The 24987-nt window shown below is 45.0% G+C and carries 31 protein-coding genes; 30 read left to right on the forward strand and 1 reads right to left on the reverse strand.

What is annotated here, in order from left to right; all coding sequences use genetic code 11:
• Positions 1–11 precede the first annotated feature (11 nt).
• From prfA to spoIID, 26 genes are all read left to right on the forward strand, one after another.
• Entirely contained in the window at positions 12–1082 is a 1071-nt protein-coding gene (prfA, locus tag BA724_RS09940) for a peptide chain release factor 1 (RefSeq protein ID WP_069938506.1), read from the forward strand.
• A gap of 3 nt (positions 1083–1085) precedes the next feature.
• Positions 1086–1931: a peptide chain release factor N(5)-glutamine methyltransferase gene (gene prmC / locus BA724_RS09945; RefSeq protein ID WP_069938507.1), complete on the forward strand. Its 846-nt coding sequence runs from the start codon at positions 1086–1088 to the stop codon at positions 1929–1931.
• A gap of 45 nt (positions 1932–1976) precedes the next feature.
• Entirely contained in the window at positions 1977–2639 is a 663-nt protein-coding gene (locus BA724_RS09950) for a stage II sporulation protein R (protein WP_069938508.1), read from the forward strand.
• A gap of 92 nt (positions 2640–2731) precedes the next feature.
• Entirely contained in the window at positions 2732–3778 is a 1047-nt protein-coding gene (locus tag BA724_RS09955) for an L-threonylcarbamoyladenylate synthase (protein WP_069938509.1), read from the forward strand.
• A gap of 132 nt (positions 3779–3910) precedes the next feature.
• The gene (locus BA724_RS09960) at positions 3911–4438 is read left to right on the forward strand and encodes a manganese efflux pump MntP (RefSeq protein WP_069938510.1); all 528 of its coding nucleotides are present in this window, start codon (positions 3911–3913) and stop codon (positions 4436–4438) included.
• Positions 4439–4522: 84 nt separating this feature from the next.
• A complete protein-coding gene (locus tag BA724_RS09965; protein WP_069938511.1) occupies positions 4523–4945 on the forward strand; it encodes a low molecular weight protein arginine phosphatase in 423 nt (140 codons plus the stop codon).
• Positions 4942–5487: a HAMP domain-containing protein gene (locus BA724_RS18865; RefSeq protein ID WP_069938512.1), complete on the forward strand. Its 546-nt coding sequence runs from the start codon at positions 4942–4944 to the stop codon at positions 5485–5487. Before BA724_RS09965 ends, BA724_RS18865 begins: the two co-directional genes overlap by 4 nt.
• A 148-nt stretch (positions 5488–5635) precedes the next feature.
• A complete protein-coding gene (locus tag BA724_RS18870) occupies positions 5636–5833 on the forward strand; it encodes a hypothetical protein (RefSeq protein ID WP_069938513.1) in 198 nt (65 codons plus the stop codon).
• A gap of 57 nt (positions 5834–5890) precedes the next feature.
• Positions 5891–6340: a ribose 5-phosphate isomerase B gene (rpiB, locus tag BA724_RS09980; protein ID WP_069938514.1), complete on the forward strand. Its 450-nt coding sequence runs from the start codon at positions 5891–5893 to the stop codon at positions 6338–6340.
• Complete coding sequence (locus BA724_RS09985) at positions 6340–6918, forward strand: TIGR01440 family protein (protein WP_069938515.1); 579 nt, start codon at positions 6340–6342, stop codon at positions 6916–6918. The genes rpiB and BA724_RS09985 overlap by 1 nt, the downstream gene beginning before the upstream one ends.
• A 164-nt stretch (positions 6919–7082) precedes the next feature.
• The gene (gene glyA, locus BA724_RS09990) at positions 7083–8324 is read left to right on the forward strand and encodes a serine hydroxymethyltransferase (RefSeq protein WP_069938516.1); all 1242 of its coding nucleotides are present in this window, start codon (positions 7083–7085) and stop codon (positions 8322–8324) included.
• Positions 8325–8628: 304 nt separating this feature from the next.
• A complete protein-coding gene (upp, locus tag BA724_RS09995; RefSeq protein ID WP_069938517.1) occupies positions 8629–9258 on the forward strand; it encodes a uracil phosphoribosyltransferase in 630 nt (209 codons plus the stop codon).
• Between the two features lie 19 nt (positions 9259–9277).
• On the forward strand, positions 9278–10426 hold the full coding sequence (wecB, locus tag BA724_RS10000; protein WP_069938518.1) for a non-hydrolyzing UDP-N-acetylglucosamine 2-epimerase: 1149 nt from the start codon (positions 9278–9280) through the stop codon (positions 10424–10426).
• Between the two features lie 255 nt (positions 10427–10681).
• A complete protein-coding gene (locus tag BA724_RS10005) occupies positions 10682–10906 on the forward strand; it encodes an AtpZ/AtpI family protein (protein WP_069938519.1) in 225 nt (74 codons plus the stop codon).
• A gap of 6 nt (positions 10907–10912) precedes the next feature.
• Positions 10913–11305 carry an ATP synthase subunit I gene (locus BA724_RS10010; protein WP_069938520.1) on the forward strand — a complete coding sequence of 131 codons (393 nt, stop codon included), beginning with the start codon at positions 10913–10915 and terminating at the stop codon, positions 11303–11305.
• A 1-nt stretch (position 11306) separates the two neighbouring features.
• Positions 11307–12029, forward strand: a complete 723-nt coding sequence (gene atpB, locus BA724_RS10015; RefSeq protein WP_069938521.1) for a F0F1 ATP synthase subunit A — start codon at positions 11307–11309, stop codon at positions 12027–12029.
• Positions 12030–12109: 80 nt separating this feature from the next.
• Entirely contained in the window at positions 12110–12322 is a 213-nt protein-coding gene (atpE, locus tag BA724_RS10020) for a F0F1 ATP synthase subunit C (protein ID WP_045852010.1), read from the forward strand.
• A 324-nt stretch (positions 12323–12646) separates the two neighbouring features.
• Entirely contained in the window at positions 12647–13165 is a 519-nt protein-coding gene (atpF, locus tag BA724_RS10025; RefSeq protein WP_069938669.1) for a F0F1 ATP synthase subunit B, read from the forward strand.
• The gene (locus BA724_RS10030) at positions 13162–13704 is read left to right on the forward strand and encodes a F0F1 ATP synthase subunit delta (protein ID WP_069938522.1); all 543 of its coding nucleotides are present in this window, start codon (positions 13162–13164) and stop codon (positions 13702–13704) included. The genes atpF and BA724_RS10030 overlap by 4 nt, the downstream gene beginning before the upstream one ends.
• 49 nt (positions 13705–13753) lie before the next feature.
• On the forward strand, positions 13754–15262 hold the full coding sequence (atpA, locus tag BA724_RS10035; protein ID WP_069938523.1) for a F0F1 ATP synthase subunit alpha: 1509 nt from the start codon (positions 13754–13756) through the stop codon (positions 15260–15262).
• A gap of 79 nt (positions 15263–15341) precedes the next feature.
• Positions 15342–16202 (forward strand): F0F1 ATP synthase subunit gamma, encoded by an 861-nt coding sequence (locus tag BA724_RS10040; RefSeq protein WP_069938524.1) that lies wholly within the window; start codon positions 15342–15344, stop codon positions 16200–16202.
• 52 nt (positions 16203–16254) lie between these two features.
• Entirely contained in the window at positions 16255–17661 is a 1407-nt protein-coding gene (gene atpD / locus BA724_RS10045; RefSeq protein WP_069938525.1) for a F0F1 ATP synthase subunit beta, read from the forward strand.
• Between the two features lie 23 nt (positions 17662–17684).
• Entirely contained in the window at positions 17685–18092 is a 408-nt protein-coding gene (locus BA724_RS10050) for a F0F1 ATP synthase subunit epsilon (protein WP_069938526.1), read from the forward strand.
• 111 nt (positions 18093–18203) lie between these two features.
• Entirely contained in the window at positions 18204–18437 is a 234-nt protein-coding gene (locus tag BA724_RS10055; RefSeq protein WP_069938527.1) for a DUF1146 family protein, read from the forward strand.
• A 308-nt stretch (positions 18438–18745) separates the two neighbouring features.
• Positions 18746–20035: a UDP-N-acetylglucosamine 1-carboxyvinyltransferase gene (gene murA, locus BA724_RS10060; protein ID WP_069938528.1), complete on the forward strand. Its 1290-nt coding sequence runs from the start codon at positions 18746–18748 to the stop codon at positions 20033–20035.
• Positions 20036–20158: 123 nt separating this feature from the next.
• A complete protein-coding gene (gene spoIID / locus BA724_RS10065) occupies positions 20159–21097 on the forward strand; it encodes a stage II sporulation protein D (protein WP_425389018.1) in 939 nt (312 codons plus the stop codon).
• A 27-nt stretch (positions 21098–21124) separates the two neighbouring features.
• On the opposite strand, the gene BA724_RS10070 is transcribed toward spoIID, so the two are convergent.
• Positions 21125–21559, reverse strand: coding sequence for a VanZ family protein (locus BA724_RS10070; protein WP_069938670.1), 435 nt, complete (start codon positions 21557–21559; stop codon positions 21125–21127).
• 152 nt (positions 21560–21711) lie between these two features.
• Here BA724_RS10070 and BA724_RS10075 point away from each other — a divergent pair, with 152 nt between their 5' ends.
• From BA724_RS10075 to BA724_RS10090, 4 genes are all read left to right on the forward strand, one after another.
• Positions 21712–22368 carry a M23 family metallopeptidase gene (locus BA724_RS10075; RefSeq protein ID WP_069938530.1) on the forward strand — a complete coding sequence of 219 codons (657 nt, stop codon included), beginning with the start codon at positions 21712–21714 and terminating at the stop codon, positions 22366–22368.
• A 121-nt stretch (positions 22369–22489) separates the two neighbouring features.
• Positions 22490–22741: a sporulation transcriptional regulator SpoIIID gene (spoIIID, locus tag BA724_RS10080; RefSeq protein WP_069938671.1), complete on the forward strand. Its 252-nt coding sequence runs from the start codon at positions 22490–22492 to the stop codon at positions 22739–22741.
• A gap of 292 nt (positions 22742–23033) precedes the next feature.
• Complete coding sequence (gene mreB / locus BA724_RS10085) at positions 23034–24038, forward strand: rod shape-determining protein (RefSeq protein WP_069938531.1); 1005 nt, start codon at positions 23034–23036, stop codon at positions 24036–24038.
• Positions 24039–24178: 140 nt separating this feature from the next.
• Complete coding sequence (locus BA724_RS10090) at positions 24179–24979, forward strand: flagellar hook-basal body protein (protein ID WP_069938532.1); 801 nt, start codon at positions 24179–24181, stop codon at positions 24977–24979.
• Positions 24980–24987: the final 8 nt, after the last annotated feature.

The following is a 24987-nucleotide window of genomic DNA, read 5'->3' on the forward strand; positions in this document are numbered from 1 at the left end:
AGGTGAACGCAATGTTTGATCGATTACAGGCGGTGGAAGACCGCTATGACAAGCTGAATGAATTGCTCAGTGACCCGGCAATCGTCAATGATTCGACGAAGCTGCGTGATTATTCGAAAGAGCAGTCCGACATACAAGAAACGGTGGAAGTCTATCGGCAATATAAAGAAGCAAAAGCACAATATGCGGATGCAAAAGCGATGCTTGACGATAAGCTGGATGCGGATATGCGTGAGATGGTCAAAGAAGAAATAAGCGAACTCGAAGAAACACTCGCCGACCTCGAAGCGCGGATGAAGATTTTGTTGATCCCGAAAGATCCGAATGACGACAAAAACGTCATCATGGAAATCCGTGGTGCAGCCGGCGGCGATGAAGCGGCGCTTTTTGCCGCTGACTTGTACCGGATGTATTCACGCTATGCAGAAGCGAACAACTGGAAAATTGATGTTATTGAAGCGAGTACAACGGGTGTTGGCGGCTATAAAGAAATTATTTTTATGATCAACGGACGCGGTGCGTACTCCAAGCTGAAATATGAAAATGGGGCGCATCGCGTCCAGCGCGTGCCAGAAACAGAGTCGGGCGGCCGGATTCATACATCAACGGCGACGGTTGCTGTTTTGCCTGAAACAGAAGAAGTTGAAATTGACATTCATGACAAAGATATTCGGGTGGATACGTTCACGTCAAGCGGGCCAGGCGGCCAGTCGGTTAACACAACGATGTCTGCCGTCCGCCTGACGCACATGCCGACTGGAATTGTTGTATCGTGCCAAGATGAGAAATCGCAAATTAAAAATAAAGAAAAAGCGATGAAAGTTCTTCGTGCCCGCATTTATGATAAATTTCAAAAAGAAGCGCAGGCCGAATACGATGCGGTGCGTAAATCAGCGGTCGGCACGGGTGATCGTTCTGAGCGAATCCGCACGTACAATTTTCCGCAAAACCGCGTCACGGATCATCGAATCGGGTTAACGATCCAAAAGCTGGATCAAATTCTTGAAGGTAAAGTTGGCGAAGTGATTGACGCTTTAATTGTAGAAGATCAATCAAGCCGCCTTGAAAACCTGGAGGATTAACCTGTGGAACAAAAAATATACGAAGCCCTAAAGTGGGCTTCTTCTTATTTAATCGAGCATGGACGCGACGTGAATGCAGGCGAGCTTGTTATGAAGCATGTGTTAAAGACGAGCCGTTCCGACCTGCTGGCCCGTCTGCATGACGAATTGAAAAGCGGGCAGATGGCTGCATTTCAACAAATGGTTATGGACCATGCAAAAGGGGTGCCGGTTCAGCATTTAATTGGCACCGAAGATTTTTACGGACGGTCGTTTATCGTCAACGGTGATGTACTCATTCCGCGCCCGGAAACGGAAGAACTTGTCTATCATGCGCTCCAAAAAATAAAAACGATGACAAATCCTATTATTGCTGACATCGGTACTGGCAGCGGAGCTATTGCAGTCACGATGAAGGCTGAAAGACCGGATGCCGATGTCTACGCCGTGGATTTATCGGCGGAAGCAATTAAAACAGCTGCTCAAAATGCTGAAGTGCTTGGAGCGGAAATTACATTTTTACAGGGTGACTTGGCGGCACCGCTAATGGAACGGGAATTGATTGTGGATATCCTGTTATCGAATCCTCCTTATATTCCTGTGAATGAACGAGAAACGTTGTCCACAGTTGTTGTGGATTATGAGCCGCATATGGCTTTATTCGGTGGAAAAGACGGGCTTGATTTGTACCGGAAATTAGCCGAACAGCTGCCATTTGTAATGAAAAAAGGCGGGCTGGTCGGTGTAGAAACAGGTGCCGGCCAAACAAAAGACGTGGCCGCGATGTTTCAAGCGTCTTTTCCAAACAGAGAAACAGAGATTGTTTATGATATTAACGGAAAAGATAGAATGGTATTTTTATACGTTTAAGATTGTCCCATCCCGGTGATACTGATTGCCGGGAGGGATAACAAGATGAAAACAAAAATCCTGATTCTATATGTATATGGACTTTCAGCAGCTGCATGCTTTATGATGTACTTTGCCCCGGATGATCCGGCGGCGGGTGGTATTCCGGATGAAGCGATCCGCATTCGTGTTGTCGCGCATGACAATAGTAAACTGGAGCAAGAAAGAAAAGAACACGTTCACCTGGCAGTAGCAGCTCAAATTGGAGAATGGGCGTCTAAAGCACATTCTTCCGAAGAAGCTCGAACACTGATTGCGGAGAATATAAAAGAGGTTAAAGAAAGCGCATCAAAAGCGGCTGGCGAAAACGTCCAGGTCTCATTAGGCAAAGAAGCATTTCCTGCTAAGCAATACGGACGTTATGTTTATCCGCCAGGTGACTATGAATCACTCGTGGTCACCATTGGGGATGGACGTGGGGATAACTGGTGGTGCCTGCTTTACCCATCGTTTTGTTTTCCGGAAGAAGAAGAGGAAGAGCCAGAATATAAGTGGGCTGTGAAGGAATTGTGGGAAAAAGTGAAAAAGGAAGATCGTATAGAGGTAAATCAGAAAACTGTTGCAGCTAAAGAAGACATAGATTTATTTTGTTCAACGATTTTAAAAAATGGACAATCATCCACACAGTTATCCACAAATGTAGATAATTTATCAACATATTGTGAATAACTTTTACTTACAAAAAGTGGAAAGTCGATTTATGTATAGAAAAAATAGGATTATAATTAGATTCTGTAAATAAAAAAGTAAAGGTGACGAATATGGAGACGAAACACTGGGTTGTGGATAAGTGCGGTATAAATCTTCAGAATTATCCACATATAAAAGAAGCGGCGGGTCTTATCAGAAAAGGTGAAGTGGTTGCTTTTCCGACAGAAACGGTTTATGGGCTGGGTGGCCAAGTGAAATTGGACAGTGCTGCGGAAAAAATTTTTCAAGCAAAAGGCCGTCCATCCGATAATCCACTTATTGTCCACATTGCGGACCGGGCAGAGGTGGACGAATTAGCACATTCGATTCCCCCATACGCTTATCTGTTGATGAATGCATTTTGGCCTGGACCGCTGACAGTTGTTGTGCCGAAAAAAGAAGGTGTATTATCCGAACGTGTGACGGCTGGGCTTCCGACGGTGGCAATTCGCATGCCGAACCATCCTGTAGCGCTTGCGCTAATTAAAGAATCCGGTGTTCCGGTCGCGGCGCCCAGTGCAAATCGATCAGGCAAGCCAAGTCCGACCGCTGCAAAGCACGTGCTTGATGATTTGAATGGACGTATTGCCGGTATAGTGGATGCCGGTGAAACAGGAGTCGGTCTTGAATCGACTGTTGTCGACTGCACAGGGGATTATCCTATTGTTCTGCGCCCGGGTGGAGTTACCCAGGCGGACATTGAATCTGTAGCGGGAAAAACGGATACAGATACGACGCTGAAACAAAAAGAAGAAACACCGAAAGCGCCGGGCATGAAATATGCGCATTATGCGCCCGAAGCGCCTCTCTTTATTATGGAGGGGCTGCCGGCTGTTATTCAGCAAAAAGTAGATGAATGGCGTGTGGAAGGAAAAAAAGTCGGTGTGCTTGCGACTGAAGAAAGTACTGGACTTTATAAAGCAGATGTGGTGATTCCATGCGGCCGTCGAAGCGATTTGACTTCTGTAGCGAAAGAATTATATGGAACGCTGCGGTCATTTAATGAACAGCCAGTTGATGTAATTATTGCGGAAGCTTTTCCAGCAGAAGGAGTCGGCGCTGCGATTATGAACCGGCTGGAAAAAGCAGCGGGGGATAAATGGATTAAAGCGAAGTAAGCAGGCTGTACAAGCAGCCTGCTTATTTTTTCTCTGTCTATATTAAGTTGACCTTTATACTTCAAAAAAATACATGGCCGAGTTGTTATTCTGTTTCTAGTGTGTGTATAGAAAAAAACGGCAGGCATATAAATGAGCATGGATATTTTTATTTTATCATTGGCGTTGTCGGCAGACGCATTTGGGGCAGCACTGGCTGTTGGAATGAGGAGAATGGGACTTTTGGACAAGCTGATGTTAAGTTCATCGGTCGGCATTATGCATATTATATTGCCGTTGATCAGCATGACAGCGGGCAGTGAACTGTACGAAAGATTTGGCGATATTCTCTTTTCGGCGGGAGGTATTATACTCGCGCTTACCGGTCTGCAAATGGTCTTGTCTTTTTTCAGAAAAGAAGAAAGGCAAAAGCCGACGGGGCTTGGCATGTTGCTTTTTGCTTTTGGGGTAAGCATGGATAGCTTTTCAACAGGGCTGTCACTCGGTGTGCTTGGGATGGACAAGTCAACAGCGGTGATAAGCTTTGGTGCATGTGCCGCTTGCCTGACAATGGCCGGTCTTATCTTCAGCAGCCGGATGAGTACAGCGGCGGGGAAAGCGGGTGAGGTAGCGGGAGGGGTGCTTCTTTTAATAATTGGTTTAAAATGGATATTTATTTAATAGAGTCCTTTTCTTTATGAAAAGGACTATTTTCATGTAAAACGTTCCTTTATAATGAAGAAAACGGATGAAAAGGTGGTTTTTATGAATATTTTGTTTGTGTGTACAGGCAATACGTGCCGAAGTCCGATGGCAGAAGCAATTTTGCGTCAAAAAAAACCGGATTGGAAAGTAAAATCGGCAGGTTTATATGCAAATCCCGGTGAGCCGGCTTCAAAAGGAACAGCCACAGTCTTAACTGAAAAAGGCATTTTGCATCACCACACCTCTTCTCAAGTAACGGAAGAATTACTTGACTGGGCAGATGCGGTTTTAACGATGACAGCGTCACACAAACAATTGATTGATATTCACTTTCCTCATTTTCAGGATAAAGTAATGATGCTAAAAGATGCAGGCGGTGACGTGGCAGACCCGTTTGGCGGTCCCGATTCCAAATACAGAAAGACATTTGAAGAATTAGACTATTACATAAGCAGATGGCTTGAAAAGGCGACGCGGAAATGAGTGAGAAAAAAACATATGCATTTGGCATTCGGAAAAAACTTGTCGTATTCGTTACATTGCTTGCAATTGTAACATATACCTTTAGTGCGTTATTTATGTATTATTTATATCCGGCTTATTTTTCGCATATAAACGAAATGGTGTTTACCATTGCCACACTGTCACTCGGAATATTTTGGTCGGGAGCGCTTGCCTATTTCGCTGCTTCGTATTTTGTAAATCCGATTGTCCGGCTTGAATCAGCGGCTCGTTCGGCAGCTGCGGGACGGATTGAACAAGAAGTGGAACTGCCAAAAAGCGATGATGAAATCCGTGCGCTTGGCGTCGCATTTAATGAAATGCTGGCCAATTTACGAACGATGGTACAAAGCATTGAAAGCAATTTTTCGGTCACAAATGAAAGTGTCAGATATATCGCGGAGATAAGTGGTCAAGCGGCAAAGCAGGCGGACGGCATGGCGCTTACAGCAGAAGAAATCTCTGGCGGTGCAGAAAGCTCGGCTCATGCGTGCAGGCAACAGCAGAGGCGATGGAGGATGTAGCAGGTATTGCTGGAACGGTACAGAAGAAAGCAACAGAGTCGGCGGAGAAAGCGGAAGGGATGATACAGGAACTGGCAGATGAAAGTGCGACAGCGGTGAAAGGCATTTTCGACCTTGTCAAGAAATTTCGCGTCTCGTTGACGAGCAGATGGGGAAAATCGAACAAACAACACGCCAATCGCAGGAAGTGGCGGCGATCGCCGAAGAAACATCTGCCGGTGCCAACGAAGTCAAATATGCGGCGCGTACACAATCGGATATTATTCATGAAATCGGCGACATTAGCCAAAAACTGCAGAATCAGGCGGCTGCATTAAAGTCGGTCATTGCTCGTTTCAAATTGTAGTTTTCGTGTAAAATATGAGAAAATAAGAACAGAAAAGCTTGAAAGGAGCACTTTAACATGAAAGTGGCAATAGCATCAGACCACGGCGGCCTGAATATCCGTGAAGAGATCAAATCTTTAATGGAAGAAATAGGCATTGAATATGAAGATTTTGGCTGTGAATGCCAAACGTCCGTGGATTATCCGGATTATGCCCTTCCAGTAGCCCAAAAAGTGGCGGCAGGTGAATTTGACCGCGGTATTTTAATTTGCGGCACAGGAATTGGCATGTCCATTGCGGCCAACAAAGTGAAAGGCATTCGCTGCGCACTTGTCCATGATGTATACAGCGCCAAGCTGACGCGCCAGCATAATGATACGAATATCATCTCTATGGGTGAGCGAGTTATTGGAGCAGGGCTTGCACGTGAAATTGTCCAAACATGGCTGACAACAGACTTTGAAGCAGGGCGTCACGCGACGCGTATTGGCAAAATTGCGGAATATGAAGAAAAGAGTGAGCAATGATGGATGAGCTTGTTGCGTACAAAGAGGAACTGGAGACACTGCTTTTAGAACTGCAGGAGCAGGCACAGTTTAAAAAAGGACAGTTGTTTGTTGTGGGCTGTTCGACTTCTGAAGTTGCCGGCGGCCGGATCGGTACAGCCGGTACGGATGAAACAGCAGCTGCTCTTTACGAAGTACTCCGTTCATTTGCAGAAAAAACAGGCGTGCATCTTGCTTTTCAATGCTGCGAGCATTTAAACCGGGCGGTCGTGCTTGAGCGCCAAACGGCTGAGAAATTGGGTTATGATGAAGTGGCGGCTGTGCCCGTACGGACAGCAGGCGGTGCTATGGCAGCATATGCATTCAGGCAAAAAGATTGTGTGCTCGTTGAATTTGTCAAAGCAGACGGCGGCATTGACATTGGCGACACGTTTATTGGCATGCATTTAAAGCATGTGGCTGTGCCGGTACGTACGTCCGGCAGTTCAGTCGGAGCCGCGCATGTGACGATGGCAAGAACCCGTCCAAAATTAATCGGCGGTCCGCGTGCTGTTTACGAAAAAACGAATGTAAGCGATTTGAATGGACCTGAATGTTAAGAAATTGCTATCTTTTTTGTGGGAGACAGCCCCTTTTTTAATGAAAAATACGTAAAAAAGCATAAAATGCAGTTGAAAGATTCGGAAAACATGTTATTATGAAAGAGGATTTTTTAACAACTATTCGTACACATTATTTTTATAGATTGGGAAGGGGAACAACGATGAGTAAAATTCAAGCGCAAGACCCGGCTGTATTTGCAGCAATTGAAGATGAACTAAAGCGCCAGCAAACGAAAATTGAGCTGATTGCGTCAGAAAACTTCGTATCGGAAGCGGTAATGGAAGCACAAGGTTCGGTTTTAACGAATAAATATGCGGAAGGCTATCCGGGCAAACGCTACTATGGCGGCTGCGAGCATGTTGACGTTGTGGAAGATTTAGCGCGTGATCGTGCAAAAAAACTTTTCGGTGCAGAATATGTAAATGTTCAACCGCATTCAGGCGCACAGGCAAACATGGGTGTTTACTTTGCTGTTTTAGAAACAGGCGACACGGTTCTTGGCATGAATTTATCTCACGGCGGCCACTTAACACACGGAAGCCCGGTTAACTTCAGCGGTGTTCAATATAATTTCGTTGAGTATGGGGTCACAAAAGACGAGCAGGTAATCGATTATGAAGATGTTCGTCAAAAAGCGCTTGAGCACAAGCCGAAATTAATCGTTGCAGGTGCAAGTGCATACCCGCGTGCGATCGACTTCGCAAAGTTCCGTGAAATTGCGGATGAAGTCGGCGCTTACTTGATGGTGGATATGGCGCACATTGCTGGTTTAGTTGCTGCAGGCCTTCATCAAAGCCCAGTTCCATACGCGCACTTTGTAACAACAACAACGCATAAAACGCTTCGCGGTCCACGCGGCGGTATGATTTTGTCAACTGAAGAGTTTGGCAAAAAATTCGATAAATCCATTTTCCCTGGTATTCAGGGCGGTCCGCTTATGCACGTTATTGCTGCAAAAGCGATTGCATTGGGCGAAGCGCTTCAGGATGATTTTAAAGTATACGCGCAAAACGTAATTGATAATGCAAGCCATTTGGCTGAAGGTTTGAAAAACGAGGGCATCGACATTGTGTCAGGCGGAACAGATAATCACCTTCTATTGATTGATCTTCGTTCACTTGGACTGACAGGTAAAGTAGCGGAAGCGGTACTTGACGAAGTTGGCATCACAGTGAACAAAAATACAATTCCTTACGATCCAGAAAGCCCGTTTGTTACAAGCGGTATCCGTATTGGTACAGCAGCGGTAACATCACGCGGATTTGATCTTGCGGCAATGGACGAAGTTGCAGCGATCATTGCGAAAACATTGAAAAACCATGAAGATGAAGCTGTATTAAAAGAAGCAGCAGAACGTGTTGCTTCATTAACATCAAAATACGCTCTTTATCAAGAAGCGTAAACATGGAAGGAGCTGTCTCGAATAGAGACAGCTCTTTTTTTACAAAGTAATAAATGTCCGATTTTTCAGTCGGTTGCCCGTCCTTTGCTTTTCAAGTAAAATAGGATTGACTTTGCATGGCCTTTTAAAGTAAATCTTTCGTTAGTGGGGATTTTCTTCATCTCCGCTAACGGTTAGATGAACCAATCGGGCTTTTACGGGCAGTTGGATCTTCTGCTAGAGCCTCTTTGTTTTATTCAAAATCTTGAGGTGGGAGTGGGAGTTTTACTGCCTGTTAATGCGGGATAAATAAGGAGTGAAAACGATGGGAAAAGTTTATGTATTTGATCATCCGCTTATTCAGCATAAGCTGACAATGATCCGTGATAAAAACACCGGGACAAAAGATTTCCGTGAGTTAACAGATGAAGTGGCAACATTAATGGCTTTTGAAATTACACGTGACCTGCCGCTTGAGGAGGTAACGGTCCAGACACCGGTTTGTGATGCAAAAGCGAAAGTGCTTGCGGGCAAAAAGTTAGGCATTGTGCCAATCTTGCGCGCGGGCATTGGCATGGTGGACGGTGTATTAAAGCTGATTCCTGCGGCGAAAGTAGGCCACGTTGGCTTATACCGTGATCCAGAAACACTTCAGCCGGTTGAATATTATGTGAAGTTGCCGACGGATGTGGAAGATCGCGATTTCATCGTTGTGGATCCGATGCTCGCAACGGGCGGTTCTGCTATTGAAGCAATCAATTCCCTAAAAAAACGCGGGGCGAAAAATATTAAATTTATGTGTCTGATCGCAGCTCCTGAGGGCGTGGGCTTATTAAAAGAAGCGCATCCGGATGTGGATATTTATATTGCATCTTTAGATGAAAAGCTAAATGAAAAAGGCTACATCGTCCCGGGTCTTGGTGATGCCGGCGACCGGTTATTCGGAACAAAATAAAGAAAAGCAGGTGGAGAGAATGGATCGCCCGATTAAAGTAATGACGATTTTCGGCACGCGGCCGGAAGCGATTAAAATGGCACCGCTCGTTTTAGAATTAAAAAAACGTCCGGAAGAATTTGAAGCCATCGTAACCGTAACAGCACAGCACCGCCAAATGCTTGACCAGGTGCTCAACATTTTCAATATTACACCGGATTATGATTTGAATATTATGAAAGACCGCCAGACGTTGATCGATGTAACAACGCGTGGACTTGAAGGGCTCGACCAGATCATGAAAGACGTTAAGCCGGACATAGTGCTTGTTCATGGTGACACAACAACGACATTTGTTGCAGGCCTTGCTGCATTTTACAACCAGATTGCGGTTGGCCATGTGGAAGCGGGGCTTCGTACGTGGAATAAATACTCGCCGTTCCCGGAAGAAATGAACCGCCAGCTGACAGGTGTGATGGCGGATCTTCATTTCTCGCCGACAGAGCAGTCTGAACAAAATCTATTAGATGAAAACAAAAAGCCGGATTCGATTTTCGTAACAGGGAACACGGCCATCGATGCGCTGAAAACAACTGTTAAAGAAGAGTACACACATGATGTGCTGAAAAAATTGGGCGACGACCGTCTCATATTGATGACCGCACACCGCCGTGAAAACCTTGGAGAACCGATGAAAAACATGTTCCGCGCGATCAAGCGTCTTGTGGAAGATCACAATGGCATTCAAGTTGTATATCCGGTCCATTTAAACCCGGCTGTCCGTGAAACGGCGGATGCCATCTTAGGGGATGACCCGCGTATTCATTTGATTGAACCGCTTGATGTCATTGACTTCCATAACTTTGCCGAGCGTGCCCATATTATTTTAACGGATTCCGGCGGCGTACAGGAAGAAGCGCCGTCACTTGGTGTACCGGTTCTCGTTTTGCGTGATACGACAGAACGTCCTGAAGGAATTGATGCAGGGACGTTGAAACTGGCTGGTACCGATGAAGAGACGATTTACTCGCTTGCTTCAGAGCTTCTGACGGATCAGGCCGCTTATGAAAAAATGGCGAAAGCATCGAATCCATACGGTGATGGAGAAGCGTCACGCCGCATTTGTGACGCAATTCGTTATTACTTTAAAGCAGCAGCGAACAAGCCGGAACGATTTGAAGTAAAATAAAACAGAAGAAGGGCGTCTAAAATAGCGGACGACCTTCTTCTGTTTTGAAATGAACGTTCGGAAAAAATGGAAAAAGTATGAGCATTTTGTGAAATATCCGTGTGGGCTGCTGAGGTTTTCGTTCTCAACACATTGACATTGAAAAAGGGCTATTGTATGCTAACAAAGGGTAAGGAGAATGGGTTTTTATACATAGTGTAACCGTTTTTTTGCCGCTGTTTTTTTATGTCGTCAAGCATGCAATTGAGGTGTGTGATGAACCGGAATCAGGAAAACCGACCTTTTAGGGCTATGGCGCTTTATAGTGCCGTACTTGCTCAGCTCGCCGGCTCGATGATTGCCGGTATTTTTGCAGGTCTGGCGCTTGACAATCATTTTAATACAGTGCCTCTTTTTTTAATCATCGGACTGCTGGGAGGCCTTTCAGCAGGAATTTACGCCATGATGCGGACAATTCAACATTTCAATTCAGGAGACTAGCACTTTATGCCCGAACTCCAGCATTCTATTAAACGACAACGAAAATATTTGATTTATCTGCTTGCCATCTTCGTCATCGGCTGGGGGTTTACGTCTGTACAGGACATTTATGCAGGGCTGATTTTAGGAACTGCGCTCAGTCTTTACAATCACTGGATTATCGCAAGGAGAATTGAACGTTTTAGCAAAGCAGTGGAAGAGGGACGGAAAATTCCATCTCTTGGCACAATTCTGAGAATGGGATCTGCAGCACTTGCAGCGATGATCGCTCTCCAAAACCCGGATCAATTCAATTTGATCAGCACCGTTATTGGATTAATGACTGCTTATGCAGTGATTATGATAGATTTTGTCATCCAACATATTATAAAACGCACGAACGGGAAAGAGGTGAAATAATTTGGATCATAAGTCTCCATTATATGATCTCGATTTATTTGGGATCACATTGACGTTCAACCTGGCAAACATGCTGATGATTACAGTAGCCAGTGTCATTGTATTTCTGATCGCGTTGCTTGCCACGCGTAAGCTGGCACTTAAACCAACAGGAATGCAGAACTTCTTTGAATGGGTCATGGACTTTGTCAAAGGGATTGTTAAAAGCAATATGGACTGGAAGACAGGCGGGCGATTCCATGTTCTTGGAATCACACTGATTATGTACATTTTCGTATCCAATATGCTCGGACTTCCGTTCGCGATTGTTTATAACGATTATTTATGGTGGAAATCACCGACAGCCGATCCGGTTGTCACACTCACGCTGGCCGTTATGGTAGTGGGCTTGTCTCATTATTATGCGATCCGCATGAAAGGTTTTTCCGAATACGGAAAGGATTTCTTCCGCCCGATGTGGTTTATGTTCCCGTTGAAAATTATCGAGGAATTTGCCAACACGCTTACACTCGGTCTCCGGCTGTATGGTAATATCTTTGCCGGTGAGATTCTGCTTACACTACTTGCAGGATCGCTTGCTACAGGCGTTGGCGGACATCTGGCAGCTGTCATTCCGACACTTGCATGGATGGGCTTCTCTGTTTTCGTTGGTGCCATTCAGGCATTCATCTTTGTTATGTTAACGATGGTTTATATCTCACACAAAGTGAGCCATGACCATTAATATAATTAGCCTGTTCAGTCATTGGACAAATATTTATGTTAGTAAATCATGCTTTTCAAAAATAAGGAGGAAAAATTAACATGGGTCTTTTAGCAGCAGCAATTGCAATTGGTTTAGCGGCCGTTGGTGCCGGTGTAGGTAACGGTCTGATCGTATCAAAAACAGTCGAAGGTATGGCTCGTCAGCCAGAAGCACGTGGTATGCTCCAAACAACAATGTTCATCGGGGTAGCACTAGTAGAGGCGATTCCTATTATCGCCGTAGTAATCGCGTTCATGGTACAAGGACAATAATAAAGGATCGAATGCTAAGTTCGCCGCGTCCTGCGGCAACGCATTCGTGACCCACATCCTGTGGGCCCGCGGCTGGCGTTCGTTCAGAGGCTGGCCGTCGGAGCTGGACAATAAACGCTTCAGGAAAAAGGAACAAAGGCTAAGAACGCAACGTCCTGTTGCAACGCCTTTGTGACTCACATCCTGTGAGCCCTATGGCGAAGATCACATTCTTATGCGAGCCTTCGCCATTCCTTTATGTGTAAATCGCAATAACCGTTTATTTAAATGTTTTTTCTTTATAATAGGAAAGAACGCGAACCTCTTGAAGGGAGTGAAATGATCGTGACGACAAACGCATACGTACTTGGAGCGGGTGCCGGCTTTAATGGCGGAGATATCCTTTTCCAGTTAGTGATGTTTATTATCTTGCTCGCGTTGCTGAAAAAGTTTGCATGGGCGCCATTAATGGGCATCATGACTCAGCGTGAAGAGCACATTGCATCAGAAATCGAAGCGGCTGAAAAAAGCCGTGTCGAAGCGAATCAATTATTAGAACAAACACGTGCGGAAGTAAAAACAGCCCGCCTTGAAGCACAAAATACAATTGAAAACGCCAAGAAACTCGGCGAAGAGCAAAAAACAGAAATTCTGGCGGCTGCCCGCGCTGAATCTGAACGCTTGAAAGAATCAGCGAAGCTTGAAATCGCGCAAGAGCGTGACAACGCAATGAACTCATTGCGTGAACAAGTGGCTGCTTTATCTGTTATGATCGCATCGAAAGTAATCGAAAAAGATCTTTCAGCGGCAGATCAGGAAACGCTAATTAATCAGTACATTAAAGAGGCAGGGGAAGAGCGATGAGTAAATCCGGAGCGGCAAAACGCTACGCGATCGCGCTTTTCGAACTGGCAAAAGAACATAACGAGGTAGCGAAGTATGATCAGGAACTGCGCGTCGTAAAACAGGTTATCGATGAAAATGGCGAAATCTCCAAATTATTAGAGTCGCCAAACTTGTCGGTTGCAGAAAAGCAGGCTCTAGTTAATACACTGGCTGCCCACGCATCAGTAACTGTTGCAAACACGTTAAAGCTGCTTGTTGAGCGTCGGCGTGCTAATGAAATCGTAGCTGTATGTGAAGAATTTATTAAGCTTTCCAATGAAGAACGGGGTATTGCAGATGCCACAGTTTTTTCTACGCGTCCATTGACGGAAGCAGAAGAGGCAAGCGTGTCTCATACTTTTTCTCGTAAAGTCGGCAAGCAAACATTAAATATTGAAAACATTGTGGACCCGAATCTTCTGGGCGGCTTAAAAGTCCGAATCGGTAACCGCATTTTTGACGGCACTTTGCGTGGCAAATTAAACCGTCTTGAAAAACAATTAACAACGAATTTATAAATTAGATAGAAGCGTTTAAGCTTCTTGAAGAAACTGAGGGGTGACATGCATGAGCATCAAAGCTGAAGAAATCAGTGCGCTGATAAAAAAGCAAATTGAAAACTTCCAGTCCGATATTACAGTTAGCGACGTCGGTACTGTCATCCAGGTTGGGGACGGTATCGCACGTGCTCATGGCCTCGACAACGTTATGGCGGGAGAGCTTCTTGAATTCTCTAACGGCGTAATGGGTATGGCTCAAAACCTGGAAGAAAACAACGTAGGTATTATCATTCTTGGTCCTTACACAGGCATCAAAGAAGGCGATGAAGTACGCCGCACAGGCCGCATCATGGAAGTACCGGTCGGCGAAGAACTAATTGGCCGCGTTGTAAACTCACTTGGTCAGCCAGTCGATGGTCTTGGTCCAGTCAATACAACAAAAACACGTCCAATCGAAAGCCCAGCAACAGGCGTTATGGCCCGTAAATCGGTTCATGAACCGCTGCAAACTGGGATTAAAGCGATTGACGCCCTCGTGCCAATCGGCCGTGGACAGCGTGAATTAATTATTGGTGACCGTCAAACAGGTAAAACGACAGTTGCAATCGATACAATCTTGAACCAGCGTGACCAGGATATGGTATGTATCTATGTTGCGATTGGTCAAAAAGAATCAACAGTCCGTAATGCGGTAGAAACACTTCGCAAACACGGTGCGCTTGATTACACAATCGTTGTAACAGCGTCGGCGTCTTCACCAGCTCCAATGTTGTTCCTTGCGCCTTACACGGGCGTATCAATGGCAGAAGAATTCATGTTTAACGGCAAGCACGTTTTGATCGTATATGATGATCTTTCAAAACAAGCAGCCGCATACCGTGAACTTTCCCTTCTTCTTCGCCGTCCTCCAGGTCGTGAAGCGTATCCTGGTGACGTATTCTACTTGCATTCACGTTTATTAGAGCGTGCAGCGAAATTGAACGATACACTTGGTGCAGGTTCGATTACAGCACTTCCATTCGTTGAAACACAAGCAGGGGATATCTCCGCTTACATTCCAACGAACGTAATCTCAATTACAGACGGACAAATCTTCTTACAGTCTGACTTGTTCTTCTCGGGCGTACGTCCGGCGATCAATGCGGGTCTTTCTGTGTCACGTGTTGGTGGTTCCGCACAAATTAAAGCGATGAAAAAGGTAGCAGGTACACTGCGTCTTGATCTCGCCGCTTACCGTGAGCTTGAAGCATTTGCACAGTTCGGTTCAGATCTTGATGCGATCACGCAGTCGAAGCTAAACCGTGGTGCCCGTACAGTTGAAGTATTGAAGCAGGATTTAAACAAACCGCTTAAAGTTGAGCGCCAGGTTGTCATTCTTTATGCATTGACACGCGGCCATCTTGACGATATTGCAGTTTCTGATATCACTCGTTTCGAAGATGAACTGTTACACTGGCTCGATAAAAACCACACAAATGTGTACGATCATATTCGCACAACGAAAGAACTTCCGTCTGATGATGAATTGAAAGCAGCAATCAGCGAGTTTAAAAAGTCGTTTGTGAAATCCGAATAAGAGTAGCATAAGGGCGGTACCGTCTATCGGACGTCCGCCCTGTCTGCGTCATCAAACACAAAAAGGGTGGTGAGAGAAAGTGGCATCGTTACGCGATATACAAACACGTATTACATCGACGAAAAAGACGAGTCAGATTACGAAAGCCATGCAAATGGTATCCGCTTCTAAATTAAGCCGTGCGGAATCAAATGCGAAATCATTTGTTCCTTATATGGATAAAATTCAGGAAGTTGTTGCGTCAATCGCGCTCGGCAGTAAAGATGTAACACATCCGATGCTTGTCTCCCGCCCCGTTAAAAAAACCGGGTACCTTGTTATTACATCGGACCGCGGTTTGGCGGGAGCTTATAACAGCAGCATTTTACGTTCTGTTTACAAACAAATTCAAGAGCGTCATACGTCAAAAGACGAGTATGTTGTCATTGCGCTCGGACGCGTTGGACGGGATTTTTTCCGCATGCGTGGCATTGAAGCCATTGAAAGCGTCACAGGTCTTCCAGATCAACCGTCTTTCGCTGATGTAAAAGAGATCGTTCGTAAAACCGTCGATCTTTTCTCAGAAGGCGCGTATGATGAGCTTTACATGTATTACAGCCATTTCGTCAATGCGATTCAGCAGGACGTAACAATGAAGAAAGTATTGCCATTGACGGAAATTGAGTCGTCAGGCGGCCGTCTTTCTTCATATGAATTTGAACCTTCCGCAGAAGAAATTCTTGAAGTTTTGCTTCCTCAATACGCAGAAAGCTTAATTTACGGAGCACTTCTTGATGGAAAAGCGAGTGAGCACGCAGCGCGTATGACGGCTATGCAAAATGCAACCGACAACGCGAAAGAGCTTATACGCAATTTGACACTTCAATATAACCGTGCTCGTCAGGCCGCGATTACCCAGGAAATAACGGAAATTGTTGGCGGAGCTGCAGCACTCGAATAGTCACTTAAGGCGGGAAGCTATTGTCCCGCTTATAAAAACAGGAGGGAAAATGATGAACAAAGGACGCGTTCTTCAAGTTATGGGTCCGGTCGTTGACGTAAAGTTTGCAAACGGTCAACTTCCTGCCATTTATAACGCTTTAAAAGTTCAAATCGGTTCAGAAGCCGGCAAAGAGCTTACACTAGAAGTCGCTACACACCTTGGCGATGACTCTGTTCGTGCGATTGCGATGGCTTCGACAGACGGCCTGCAGCGTAACCAGGAAGTAATTGATACAGGCAGCGCTATTTCAGTACCAGTTGGAGACATCACGCTTGGCCGTGTATTCAACGTACTTGGCGAACCAATTGACGAGAAGGAGCTCGAAGCAGGAGCTCGTCGTGATGCGATTCACCGCGCAGCGCCTACATTTGACCAGCTTTCAACAGAAGTTGAAATTTTGGAAACAGGTATTAAAGTCGTTGACCTTCTTGCACCATACATTAAAGGTGGTAAAATTGGTCTCTTCGGTGGTGCCGGTGTAGGTAAAACGGTACTTATTCAGGAATTAATCAACAACATCGCGCAGGAACACGGTGGTATTTCAGTATTTGCCGGTGTTGGTGAGCGTACTCGTGAAGGGAATGACCTTTTCCACGAGATGAGCGATTCAGGTGTTATTGCGAAAACAGCGATGGTATTTGGACAGATGAATGAGCCGCCAGGTGCACGTATGCGTGTTGCCCTGACAGGTCTGACAATGGCTGAATATTTCCGTGATGATCAAGGACAGGACGTATTGTTCTTTATCGATAATATCTTCCGTTTCACACAAGCGGGTTCTGAAGTATCTGCCCTTCTTGGACGCCTTCCGTCAGCGGTAGGTTACCAGCCGACTTTGGCAACTGAAATGGGTCAGCTTCAAGAACGTATTACATCAACTAACGTAGGTTCCGTTACATCTATCCAGGCAATTTATGTCCCAGCCGATGACTATACGGATCCGGCTCCAGCGACAACATTTGCTCACTTGGATGCAACAACAAACCTTGAGCGTAAACTTTCTGAAATGGGTATCTACCCTGCGGTAGATCCACTTGCTTCTACATCACGTGCCCTTTCACCAGAAATTGTTGGCGAAGAGCATTACAACGTGGCGCGTTCTGTACAGCAGACATTGCAGCGCTACAGAGAACTGCAGGATATTATCGCAATCCTCGGTATGGATGAATTGTCAGAGGATGACAAATTGACGGTATCTCGCGCGCGCCGCATTCAGTTTTTCCTTTCACAAAACTTCCACGTGGCCGAGCAGTTTACAGGCCAAAAAGGATCTTACGTACAGGTACAAGATACTGTACGCGGATTCCGTGAAATTTTGGATGGTAAACATGATAATCTTCCTGAAGATGCATTCCGTTTGGTCGGCGGCATTGAAGAAGTTGTGGCAAAAGCACAAGAAATGGGTGCGAACGCTTAATATAGGGACCAGGAGGTTTAGCTATGAAGACATTTAACGTCAATATCGTCACTCCTGACGGCCCGGTCGTGGATACGAACGTGGAACTCGTTAGTGCAAAAGCACAAAGCGGCGAACTCGGCATCATGGCCGGCCACGTCCCGATGGTCGCTCCCTTGCAAATCGGCGTAGTCCGGTTAGTTACAGGCGGCAAGCAATCCGAATTGGTCGCTATCAGCGGCGGCTTTCTCGAAGTTCGTCCGGATCAGGTAACGATATTAGCGCAAGCTGCTGAAAAAGCGGAAAACATCGACGTTTCCCGAGCGAAAGAAGCTCAGCAGCGCGCTGAGCAGCTATTACAAAGCAAGCAGGAAAACGTCGATTTTAAACGTGCCGAACTGGCATTGAAGCGTGCGATTAACCGCGTCAATGTATACGAAGGCAAATTATAAAAAAGCTGCCCATCGTTTTTGACGATCGGGCGGCTTTTTTATATTAATAAAAATAATTTGAATGTTAATAACAAATGAGTCCCATCTCATGATGATAAAAGGAGAATTTGCATGATTGAATCATTCGGGCAAGAGGCGCTGATCAGCATGATTCTCAGTCTTTTTTGCATTGGCTTGTCGTTTTGGGCATTACAATCGCTTCGGCTCGATCAGCTTTTTCGTAAAAACCACGTTGCACAGGCTCGTATGCTTTATTTGCTGCTTTCGATTGCAATCGGGTCAGCTGTCAGCAGCTTCTTTTTAAACTATTTACAATGGGCTCGTCAGCTTCCTTTACTTTTTTAGTTTAAGTCTTGCACTGACGTACTTGCCTTTTCTAGTAAAATCATTTAAATTGAATGGAGGCAATTTGTGAAAAAACATTCATTTTGGTTTTAGTGCTCGATCAGACGGGAAAACAAAAAAGGATGGTTTTTTGAATAATTTCACAAAGTCTCTACAAATTGTGCTAAATTTCACTTGTGAAACGCACGATCAGAATGATAAACTTTAGGAAGTTTTGTCGAAGTTATGAAAAAGACATTGGACAGGGCTGGAACGTCAGTCCACTGATTTGAATATGTATAATAGAAAAGGACGCGGAGGGGAACAGTTTGGACAAAATTATCGTCCGCGGCGGCCGTCAGTTGAACGGTACCGTCAAAGTTGAAGGAGCAAAAAATTCGGTGCTGCCGGTTATTGCAGCGACCATGCTTGCAGGAGAAGGAAAGTGTGTCATTCGTGACGTACCTACTTTATCCGATGTATATACGATTAATGAAGTATTACGCCATTTAAATTGTGAAGTAACGTTTGAAAACAATATGGTAACCGTTGATGCAACAAAAGAACTTTTAATTGAAGCACCATTTGAATATGTTCGCAAAATGCGCGCCTCTGTTTTAGTTATGGGTGCACTTTTGGCACGGAATGGAAAAGCACGTGTGGCATTGCCGGGCGGATGCGCGATTGGTTCACGTCCCATTGATCAGCATTTAAAAGGGTTTGAAGCAATGGGTGCACGTGTGCGCGTTGAAAATGGTTTTATTGAAGCAGAAACGGATGGCCGTTTAAAAGGTGCAAAAATTTATCTTGATTTCCCAAGCGTTGGGGCGACGGAAAACATTATGACAGCTGCTGCTCTTGCAGAAGGCACAACCATCCTTGAAAATGCTGCAAAAGAGCCGGAAATTGTTGACCTTGCAAACCTCATTAACAAAATGGGCGGCAAAGTAATTGGTGCTGGAACAGAAACGATTCGTATCGAAGGCGTCGACGTTTTAGCGGGTGCAGATCATGCGATCATTCCTGATCGTATTGAAGCCGGAACATTCATGACAGCCGCAGCGATTACAGGCGGCAACGTTCTCATTGAAGGCGCTGTAGCAGAACACATGTCTTCATTGATCGCGAAATTGCGTGAAATGGGCATTGAAATTATTGAGGAAGAGAATGGTGTTCGTGTTATCGGTCCTGAAAAAATGAAATCGGTCGATATTAAAACGATGCCGCATCCTGGATTCCCGACAGATATGCAGTCACAAATGATGGCACTTATGCTGAAAGCGGAAGGCACCGGCGTCATTACCGAAACGGTTTTTGAAAATCGTTTTATGCATGTGGAAGAATTCCGCCGAATGAATGCAAATGCAAAAATTGAAGGCCGCTCCGTTATTATTGATGGACCATCCGATCTCCAGGGCGCAGAAGTGGCAGCGACTGATTTACGTGCCGCAGCGGCTCTTATCGTCGCTGGACTTGTTGCAGATGGCTACACACGTGTTACAGAATTAAAGCATCTTGACCGCGGATATGTAAACTTCCACGGCAAGCTTGCAGCGCTTGGTGCAGATATTGAGCGCGTAACAGAAACAGCAGATACGCCAGTCGCGGTGAAAAGCTGAATTCATTCTTAATTCTTTATTTTTATTTTTTTACAAAAACCGTCTGTAAGTGCAGGCGGTTTTTTTACGTTCAGTCATAATCAGTATAGTCGAGCATATCCCTTTTTATACAGCAAGGAGGGAATTTTGTTGAAAAAGCCATTGTCCGCTTTTTTATTTATTATCATTGCAGCGATTGCCATTCCTGCTGCAGGCTTATGGCTGACAGAAAAAGAAACGACTCAGGCTCCTGTGCAGGAAGAAGATCCGACAGTCGATGTCATTCGGTCAGATACACAAAAAACAGAATCTGTTCCACTTGAAGAGTATGTGGCAGGCGTAGTAGCGGCAGAAATGCCGGCGTCTTTTGAAAAAGAAGCATTAAAGGCACAAGCAGTTGCTGCGCGGACATTTATTTTAACGCAAACATTAAAAGGGATGGATGTAACCGATACGGTAGACGATCAGGTGTTTAAAGACGAGGAAGACCAGAAGGAACTGTGGGGAGCAGATTTCGAGACAAATAAAGCTAAAATTGAAGCAGCCGCACAAGAAACAGAAGGAGAAGTGCTCATCTATGACGGAGAGCCGATTACCGCTGCATTTTTTTCATCCGGCAACGGGCAGACGGAAAATGCAGAAGAATACTGGCAGTCAGCTGAGCCTTATCTAATAAGTGTCGCCAGTCCGTGGGATGCTGCCGCGCCAAATTTTGAGCAGGAAGTCGTTTTGACAAAACAAGAAGTCGAGGAAAAGCTGGGGGTTTCATTGCCGGGATCGGGTGTTGTTGGTGCTGTCATAAAAAAAACAACGGGAGGCCGTATTGGATCTATAGCCATTGACGGGAAAACATTTACCGGCCGTGAAATTAGAGAAACGCTTGGACTTCCTTCTGCCGACTTTCAAATGACAGTAAGCGATGCAGATGTTGTCATCACGACAAAAGGATATGGTCATGGGGTGGGCATGAGCCAGTACGGAGCGAATGGTATGGCAAAAGAGGGGAAAGATTATCAAGACATCATCGCTCATTATTACCCGGGTACTGTCATTAGCGATGCTCAAACATTTTTAAACCGTTAAAAACGAACTAAAAAAACACGTCCGCTCTTATTGCGGACGTGTCCATTCACTAAAGCCGGCCATCCAGCGGCCAACCCGGGATTTACGTTCAAAATACATATAATTAATAGCTAAAAAAGCAATAGTAACCCCAACCACATCTTTAATGGCATCGATCAATGTGGCTGACCGGTATGGAACAAACACTTGATGAATTTCATCGACCAGTCCGTAAACAGAAGCAAACATGGCTGCAGCCAGGCTGACAAGCGGCGTTAATCTGCCATTCGCAAGAAACGCAAGTATAATGAGTACATACAAAATCGCGAATTCAACGAGGTGAAGCGATTCTTTCACAACTAAATCCATTTTGTTGTTCGGCAAATCCATAATCGTATCGTGCGGAAGTCCCGACATGATCCAAATTGCAATCATATATAAAACAGGCAGCGCCATTAATATGAACCGAATCCATCTTTTCACTTCCACACCTCCATATCCTCTTTGATTTTACCATCTCATCTGAGCGCAAACGCAGTCGTTTGTGGCGGTTTTTTTACGATTTTAGGGAATTTTATGGAATAGATGTATAAAAAATCATCAGCCTGTCCAAAATGGTTCTCGAGGTGATGACTATGAAAGAGGGCGGCAAAAAAACACTCCCCCCAAAACTGAAAGACTTTTTTATGAAGCGGCGGGCTTTGCCTGCGATTTATCTTGCTTGTGCTATTTTATTGATTTCAAGTCTCATGTTTTATGAAGTGATGAAGCCGGATGAGAAGGAAGATGCGACTGTATTTAACGAAACGGCAGAAAGCGTTAATGGCAGCGGAGAGCCGGAAAAAATGATGATGCCGGCCGTTAAAGAAGCAGTCGCGAAGACCGCTTTTTATGATGAGAAAGCGGAATTAGGAGATCAGGAAGATGCGCTTGTTGTGTTTAACGACACATATTATGAAAGCACGGGCGTTGATTATGTTCTCGAAAATGGAAAAACATTTGCTGTTTCAGCACCGCTTTCGGGAACGGTTACGGATGTCCGTGAAGATGCATTTCTCGGCAACTATATCGAGATTGATCACGGAAACGGCGCAATCAGTACATTCCAATCGATTACGGATATTCAAGTGAAAAAGAACGATACTGTCAGCCAGGGGCAAAAAATTGGAAAAGCCGGACGAAGTATTTTAAATGAATCAGCGGGCATCCACGTTCATTATGAAATGACCAAAGACGGCGAACTTTTAAATCCATCCGCGCTCTATGGAAAAGCCGTCAGCGAATGGAAATGAATATTTTCCAGGCAATATGCATATGGTTAATAAAAAGAAATGGGTCTACTTTCATTCAATGAAACCTGTGGCCGAACCATTCGACACCGCTCATCCCGTTTCCGTTGAAGGAGGCGTGTGCGTGCGCGAATACATTAAAGAAAGAGCGCTGAAGGCCGGCAAGTATATCGTTGAAACAAACAAAACAGTCCGGGACATTGCCAAAGAATTTGGCATCTCAAAAAGCACCGTCCACAAAGACTTAACAGAGCGGCTGCCGAACGTAAATCCTGAACTATCTGCCCGCGTCGAACATATTTTACACTACCATAAGTCCATCCGGCATCTGCGGGGAGGAGAAGCGACCAGGCAAAAGTGGAAGAGGCCGGTCTAAGGACCGGCGCACTTCCACTTTTGTAATGAGTAAATGCTAGGATTAAGGATCGAATGATAAGAAAGCCGCTTCCTGCGGCAATGCATTCGTGACCCATATCGTGTAAGCTTTCGACATATTTGGTTCTATAATTAAAAAAGGATGTCTCAGTTTTAATGAGCGTCCTTTTTCGTGGTTAAAAACGAATATTCACCATCCATTCTTCTTTGAATATATGGTAAAATAGGTATTTGGAACATAAAACTTAACATTATATGAAAAATAGATAAGAGATATTCAGGGGGAATTGAGTATGTTATCCAGAGATATTGGGATTGACCTTGGTACGGCCAACGTTTTGATTTATGTAAAAGGGCGGGGCATCGTGTTGAATGAGCCTTCCGTTGTGGCGCTAGACCGCAGCACGAATAAAGTATTAGCAGTTGGAGAAGAAGCCTACCAAATGGTTGGCCGGACTCCGGGTAATATTGTCGCCATGCGGCCGCTTAGTGATGGTGTTATTGCCGATTTTGAAGTGACGGAGTCCATGCTGAAGCATTTTATTAACAAGCTAAATGTAAAAGGTTTTTTGTCAAAGCCGCGCATTTTAATTTGCTGCCCGACACAAATTACAGCAGTAGAACAAAAAGCAATCCGTGAAGCAGCAGAAAAAAGCGGCGGGAAAATGGTTTATCTTGAAGAAGAACCGAAAGTAGCAGCGGTTGGCGCCGGCATGGATATTTTTGAGCCGAGCGGTAACATGGTAATTGATATTGGCGGCGGAACAACAGATGTGGCTGTTTTATCACTTGGATCGATTGTCACAGCTGAATCAATTAAGGTGGCTGGAAATACATTTGATGCAGATATTATGAGCTACGTGAAAAAGCAGTACAAATTGTTGATTGGTGAACGGACGGCGGAAGCAATCAAAATGAGTGTGGGCACGGTGTACCCGGGCGGGCGAAATGAAGAAATGGAAATTCGCGGGCGCGACATCATGACGGGCCTGCCGCGTATCTTAACGATTACCTCCACAGAAATCGAAGGCGCGCTGCGTGAATCGGTTGCACAAATTGTACAGGCGTCTAAAAATGTGCTGGAACAAACGCCGCCGGAATTATCAGCGGATATTATTGACCGCGGCGTTATGCTGACTGGAGGCGGAGCGTTATTACATGGTATCGACCAGTTAATGGCAGAAGAACTGAAGGTGCCGATTTTTGTTGCGGAAAACCCAATGGACTGTGTGGCAATTGGGACAGGCATTATGCTCGATAACATGGACCGGATTTCTTCCAAAAAAAGAAAGATATGAATAAACAGAGCTGCTTAATAAAAGCAGCTCTGTTTATATTGTCTTATTCTATGTTGTTTTCTCATTATTTTCTGTTAATATATAGAGCGCCTATTGTATAATAAAGATGGCATGTACTGCTTAAAAATGAGGTGAATAAGTTGTTTAAAGGTTTTTACACAGCTGCTTCCGGCATGATTGCGCAGCAGCGGCGCACTGAAATTTTAACAAATAATATGTCAAATGCGAATACACCGGGCTATAAAGCAGATCAGACGAGCGTAAGAGCTTTTCCGGAAATGCTGCTGCAGCGAATCGATGAAACATCCATACCGGTCGAAAATAAATTAAATTTGCCTTTTGAACCACAAATAGGTTCTTTAAATACTGGCGTATATTTACAGGAAACCATTCCGAATTTCCGTCAGGGTGATTTGAGAGAAACCGGTCTGACGACAGATTTAGCGCTGCAAGGAGAATCGGTTTTTTTCACGGTTCAAAATGCGGCTGGTGAACCGCGCTATACGCGGAACGGCAACTTTACACTCGATCTTGAAGGATATTTAACGACGGCTTCCGGTTTTTACGTTCAGGATACAAATGGAGAACGCATTCAATTAACGTCTGATCAATTTGAAGTAGATGGATCGGGCCAGATTACAGAAAATGGTCAGGCCATTGCGCAAATCGGCGTAGCGTATGCTCAAAATCCAAATGATTTGATTAAAGAAGGAGACGGACTGTATCGGATCGATGGAGCGGCCCTTCCAAGCGCATTTGGCACGGATGAAGCCGTCTTCTCTATTCAGCAGTCATTTTTAGAAGGATCAACAACGGATACGGCGCGGACAATGACCGATATGCTTTCAGCGTACCGTTCTTTTGAAGCGAATCAAAAAGTGCTGACGGCGTACGACCGCAGCATGGAGAAAGCGGCAAATGAAATCGGACGTGTAACGTAAAGGAGAGC

The organism is Domibacillus iocasae (assembly GCF_001750285.1).
Lineage (GTDB): Bacteria > Bacillota > Bacilli > Bacillales > Domibacillaceae > Domibacillus > Domibacillus iocasae.

Bases quoted from the DNA above. Each gene is read 5' to 3' on its own strand.
- prfA (WP_069938506.1), top strand. From the start codon at position 12: ATGTTTGATCGATTACAGGCGGTGGAAGACCGCTATGACAAGCTGAAT.
- BA724_RS09950 (WP_069938508.1), top strand. From the start codon at position 1,977: ATGAAAACAAAAATCCTGATTCTATATGTATATGGACTTTCAGCAGCT.
- BA724_RS09955 (WP_069938509.1), top strand. From the start codon at position 2,732: ATGGAGACGAAACACTGGGTTGTGGATAAGTGCGGTATAAATCTTCAG.
- BA724_RS09960 (WP_069938510.1), top strand. From the start codon at position 3,911: ATGAGCATGGATATTTTTATTTTATCATTGGCGTTGTCGGCAGACGCA.
- BA724_RS09965 (WP_069938511.1), top strand. From the start codon at position 4,523: ATGAATATTTTGTTTGTGTGTACAGGCAATACGTGCCGAAGTCCGATG.
- BA724_RS18865 (WP_069938512.1), top strand. From the start codon at position 4,942: ATGAGTGAGAAAAAAACATATGCATTTGGCATTCGGAAAAAACTTGTC.
- BA724_RS18870 (WP_069938513.1), top strand. From the start codon at position 5,636: ATGGGGAAAATCGAACAAACAACACGCCAATCGCAGGAAGTGGCGGCG.
- rpiB (WP_069938514.1), top strand. From the start codon at position 5,891: ATGAAAGTGGCAATAGCATCAGACCACGGCGGCCTGAATATCCGTGAA.
- BA724_RS09985 (WP_069938515.1), top strand. From the start codon at position 6,340: ATGGATGAGCTTGTTGCGTACAAAGAGGAACTGGAGACACTGCTTTTA.
- glyA (WP_069938516.1), top strand. From the start codon at position 7,083: ATGAGTAAAATTCAAGCGCAAGACCCGGCTGTATTTGCAGCAATTGAA.
- upp (WP_069938517.1), top strand. From the start codon at position 8,629: ATGGGAAAAGTTTATGTATTTGATCATCCGCTTATTCAGCATAAGCTG.
- wecB (WP_069938518.1), top strand. From the start codon at position 9,278: ATGGATCGCCCGATTAAAGTAATGACGATTTTCGGCACGCGGCCGGAA.
- BA724_RS10005 (WP_069938519.1), top strand. From the start codon at position 10,682: ATGAACCGGAATCAGGAAAACCGACCTTTTAGGGCTATGGCGCTTTAT.
- BA724_RS10010 (WP_069938520.1), top strand. From the start codon at position 10,913: ATGCCCGAACTCCAGCATTCTATTAAACGACAACGAAAATATTTGATT.
- atpE (WP_045852010.1), top strand. From the start codon at position 12,110: ATGGGTCTTTTAGCAGCAGCAATTGCAATTGGTTTAGCGGCCGTTGGT.
- BA724_RS10030 (WP_069938522.1), top strand. From the start codon at position 13,162: ATGAGTAAATCCGGAGCGGCAAAACGCTACGCGATCGCGCTTTTCGAA.
- atpA (WP_069938523.1), top strand. From the start codon at position 13,754: ATGAGCATCAAAGCTGAAGAAATCAGTGCGCTGATAAAAAAGCAAATT.
- atpD (WP_069938525.1), top strand. From the start codon at position 16,255: ATGAACAAAGGACGCGTTCTTCAAGTTATGGGTCCGGTCGTTGACGTA.
- BA724_RS10050 (WP_069938526.1), top strand. From the start codon at position 17,685: ATGAAGACATTTAACGTCAATATCGTCACTCCTGACGGCCCGGTCGTG.
- BA724_RS10055 (WP_069938527.1), top strand. From the start codon at position 18,204: ATGATTGAATCATTCGGGCAAGAGGCGCTGATCAGCATGATTCTCAGT.
- BA724_RS10075 (WP_069938530.1), top strand. From the start codon at position 21,712: ATGAAAGAGGGCGGCAAAAAAACACTCCCCCCAAAACTGAAAGACTTT.
- mreB (WP_069938531.1), top strand. From the start codon at position 23,034: ATGTTATCCAGAGATATTGGGATTGACCTTGGTACGGCCAACGTTTTG.